General features: G+C 76.1%; 1 protein-coding gene. It reads left to right on the top strand.

Features of this window, described 5'->3' with window-relative positions:
• The first annotated feature begins 393 nt into the window (after positions 1–393).
• Positions 394–4,014 (top strand): DNA polymerase III subunit alpha, encoded by a 3,621-nt coding sequence (locus ACSNOD_RS29115; protein ID WP_436770066.1) that lies wholly within the window; start codon positions 394–396, stop codon positions 4,012–4,014.
• The last annotated feature ends 211 nt before the right edge of the window (positions 4,015–4,225 follow it).

Here is a 4,225-nt window from a genome sequence, read left to right as displayed (position 1 = left end):
GCGGGGCGGGGGAAGTGGGGTCGGCCCGCAGGCCGGGGCAAAGGCCCCGCGCCTTCGGCGCGGGAAGGCGCCCGTCCCTGCGGGGCTGGGAAGGGGGCTCGTCCCCGAAGGCTGCGGCAAACGCTCGTGGCGTTCACGTCACAGGCAACGTGAAGGGGGGGCGTCGCGCAAGCCCGAAGAGGGCAACCGCTTGTGGCGTTCACGTCAGGGACAACCCGGGCGTCGGGGACGCCGAACCGGCGGGAGGCCGGAGACGCAACGGAAGCGAAATGCCCGAAATGCGCGTAATTCCCGAGAGGGAATCGCGTTCGTACGGGCGTTCGAAAATTGGTTTATGGTGGAAGCGAGGTTGGCGAAAAAGCGTCGGTCCGGAGCGGAGCGTAGGAGGTGTGGATGCCCGGATTCACGCATCTGGACACCGTCTCCGGCTTCTCCCTGCGCTACGGCGCCGCCCACCCGGAGCGCCTCGCCACGCGCGCCGCGGAACGCGGCGCGGACGCCCTCGCGCTGGCCGACCGGGACACCCTCGCCGGGTCCGTACGGTTCGCCCGGGCCTGCGAGAACGCCGGGATACGGCCGCTCTTCGGGACCAGCCTGGCGATGGCCGGCCACGGCCCGGAGACGCCCGGAAAGCCGGGAGCGCCGACAGCGGACGCGCCGCGGGGCCGCCCCCGCACCCCCGTGCGCGGGGGCGCGTTCATCGACGAGTCCGCCCCCCGTACGGTCTTCCTCGCCCGGGACGGAGCCCTCGGCTGGGCCACCCTGTGCCGATTGATTTCGGCCGCCCACGCACAGGGGGCGGACCGCCCCCTCCTCGGCTGGGCGGACCTGGAGGAGTCGGCCGGCGCCGGAGTGATCGCGCTGCTCGGTCCGGAGTCGGAGGTGGGCCGGGCCCTCGCCGCGGGCCGCCCCGACCGGGCCGCCCGGCTGCTCGCCCCCTGGCGGGAGATCTTCGGTGACGCGCTGCGGCTGGCGGCCGTGCACCACGGCCGCCCCGGCACCGGCCCCGGCTCGCTGCGGCTGGCCGCCCGTACGGTCGGCTTCGCCGAGGAGCAGGGCGTGCGCGCCGTACTGACCAATGCCGTGCGCTACGCCGACCAGGGCCAGGGGCCGGTCGCCGACGTGCTGGACTCCGCCCGCCGGCTCGTGCCCGTCGACCCGCGCCGCCCGGAGACGCTCGACAGCGGCGAGGGCTGGCTGAAGGGCGCCCGGGACATGGCCCGGGTCGCGGAGCGGGTCGCCGAGGCCGCCGGATGGCGGCGCGACGCCGCCCACCGGCTGCTGGCGGAGACCGAGCGGACCGCCGCCGCGTGCCTGGTCGACCCGGCCGACGACCTGGGGCTGGGGAGCGTCCACTTCCCCGAGCCGCACCTGGTGGGCGCCGGCCGGCGCACCGCCGACCGCGCCCTGCGCTCCCGCTGCGCCGCCGCCATGGTGCTGCGCGGCCACGACCGCGACCGGACGCGCTGGGAGCGGCTCCACGCCGAGCTGGACATCATCGCCTTCCACGGCTTCGCGTCGTACTTCCTCACCGTCGCGCAGGTCGTCGACGACGCCCGCGCGCTGGGCGTCCGGGTCGCCGCCCGCGGCTCCGGCGCGGGCTCGCTCGTCAACCACCTCCTGGGCATCGCCCACGCCGACCCCGTCGAACACGGCCTGCTGATGGAGCGGTTCCTGTCCCGGGAGCGGCGGGTGCTGCCCGACATCGACATCGACGTCGAGTCCGCCCGCCGGCTCGACGTCTATCGCGCGATCTTCGACCGCTTCGGCGCCGAGCGCGTCGCGACGGTCGCCATGCCCGAGACCTATCGGGTGCGGCACGCCGTACGGGACGTGGGCGCGGCGTTCGGCATGGACCCCGGGGAGGTCGACCGGCTGGCCAAGGCGTTCCCGCACATTCGCGCCAGGGACGCCCGCGCGGCCCTGGCGGAGCTGCCCGAGCTGCGCCGGGTCGCCGCGGAGCACGGCCGGAACACCAGGTTCTGGGGGCTGGTGGAGGCCCTCGACGCGCTGCCGCGCGGGATCGCCATGCACCCCTGCGGCGTGCTGCTCTCCGACGCCGCGCTGCGGGCCCGCACGCCCGTCGTGGCCAGTGGTGACGGCTTTCCCATGGCGCAGTTCGACAAGGACGACGTGGAGGAGATGGGGCTGCTCAAGCTCGATGTGCTGGGCGTGCGCATGCAGTCCGCGATGGCGCACGCGGTCGCCGAGATCGAACGGGCGGCGGGGGAGCGGCTGGATCTGGACGACCCGGAGCAGGTGCGGCCGGGCGATCCGGCCACGTACGACCTCATCCGGTCCACCGAGACGCTCGGCTGCTTCCAGATCGAGTCGCCCGGCCAGCGCGATCTGATCGGCCGGCTCCAGCCGCGCACCTTCCACGACCTCGTCGTGGACATCTCGCTCTTCCGGCCGGGCCCGGTGGCGGCGGACATGGTCCACCCCTTCATCGCGGCCCGGCACGGGCGGCGGCCGGCCGTCTACCCGCACCCGGACCTGGAAGAGGCGCTCCGCGAGACCTATGGCGTGGTCGTCTTCCACGAGCAGATCATCGAGGTGCTGCGGATCATGACCGGCTGCGGCCGGGGCGAGGCCGACGAGAAGCGCCGCGCCCTCTCCGCCCCCGAGGGCCCGGGGCAGGTGCGGGCCTGGTTCCGCGAGCACGCGGGCCGCCGCGGCTATCCCCCCGAGGTGCTGGAGCGCACCTGGGAGATCGTCGAGGCGTTCGGCAGCTACGGCTTCTGCAAGGCGCACGCGGTGGCCTTCGCCGTGCCCACCTATCAGTCGGCGTGGCTGAAGGCGCACCGCCCCGCCGCCTTCTACGCGGGGCTGCTCACCCACGACCCGGGGATGTACCCGAAGCGGCTGCTGCTGGCGGACGCGCGGCGGCGTGGGGTGCCGATCCTGCCGCTGGATGTGAACCGCTCGGGCGCGTCCTATCGAATCGAACTGGAGTCTGGTGGTAAAGGGGCCAAGTGGGGCATAAGGCTGGCGCTCTGTGATGTCCACGGCATCAGCGAGGCGGAGACGGAGCGCCTGGTGGCCGGGCAGCCGTACGCCTCGCTGGCGGACCTGTGGCGCCGGGCGCGGCCGTCCCGGCCGGTGGCCGAACGGCTGGCCCGGGTCGGCGCGCTCGACGCGTTCGGCGACAACCGGCGCGATCTGCTGCTGCACATCGCCGAGCTGCACCGGGCGCACCGGGACCGTGCGGTGCGGACGGGGCAACTGCCCCTGGACGCGGTGGTCGACGGCGTCGGCCCCGACGCGGAGCCCGGCTTCGACTCCGGTTCCGGTCCGAGGGCCGGGTCCGGGGCCGGTTCCGGTTCCCGGTCCGGCTCCGGTTCCGGGGCCCGCGCCGGGCGCCGGGGCGGCGGGGCCGTCGTGGAGCCCGTCGGGCTGCCGGACCTCGACCCGGCCGAGCGGCTCGGGGCCGAGCTGAGCGTGCTCGGCATGGACGCCTCCCGGCATCTGATGCGCGATCACGCCGCGTTCCTGGACGAGTTGGGCGCCGTTCCGGCGCGCCGGCTGGCCGCCGCCCGGCAGGGGGAGACGGTGCTGGTCGCCGGCGCGAAGGCGGCCACCCAGACGCCGCCGGTCCGCTCCGGCCGCCGGGTCGTCTTCACCACCCTCGACGACGGCACGGGCCTGGTCGACCTGGCCTTCTTCGACGACAGCCACGAGCGGTGCGCGCACACCGTCTTCCACTCCTGGCTGCTGCTCGTCCGCGGCACGGTGCAGCGCCGCGGGCCGCGCAGCCTCAGCGTGGTCGGCTCCGCCGTGTGGGACCTCGCCGAGCTGGCCGAACTCCGCCGCACCGGCGGCCTGGAGCGGGTCGCGGCCCGCCTCGCGGCCGCGGAGGGCGCCGGGGCTCCGGCCGATCCGACGGGCGGCCGGCGGGTCCGCATGCCCACCGGCTACGAGATGCACCCCTGGGCCGACCTCCGGCCCGCCGGCGCCCCCGCCGCGACCGGCCGCAAGCTGTGGCACTCCAGCCCGGGGAGCGCGGGACGATGAACCGTACGGAGCGAGGCGCGCGCGTGGCCGCGGCGGCGGGGTCGTCGGCGGTGCCGGCGGCGGCCGCGCGCGCGGCCGGGCGCGGGCTGCCGCGAGCCCTTCGGCCGCCGCGGCGCCGGTCGGTGGGTGCCGTCCGGGTGCGGGTCGAGCCGCGGGCCCGTCTCGCCCCGGCCCCCGCGCTCGGGCAGGGGCGGGGGGCCGGGCACGAGCG

Origin of the sequence: Streptomyces sp. URMC 123 (genome assembly GCF_051386515.1) — a bacterium.
Classification (GTDB): domain Bacteria; phylum Actinomycetota; class Actinomycetes; order Streptomycetales; family Streptomycetaceae; genus Streptomyces.
This window is presented reverse-complemented; position numbering and strand designations above follow the sequence as displayed.

What these genes read in the sequence shown, in the direction of transcription:
- ACSNOD_RS29115 (WP_436770066.1), top strand. Translation starts at nt 394, where the DNA reads ATGCCCGGATTCACGCATCTGGACACCGTCTCCGGCTTCTCCCTGCGC.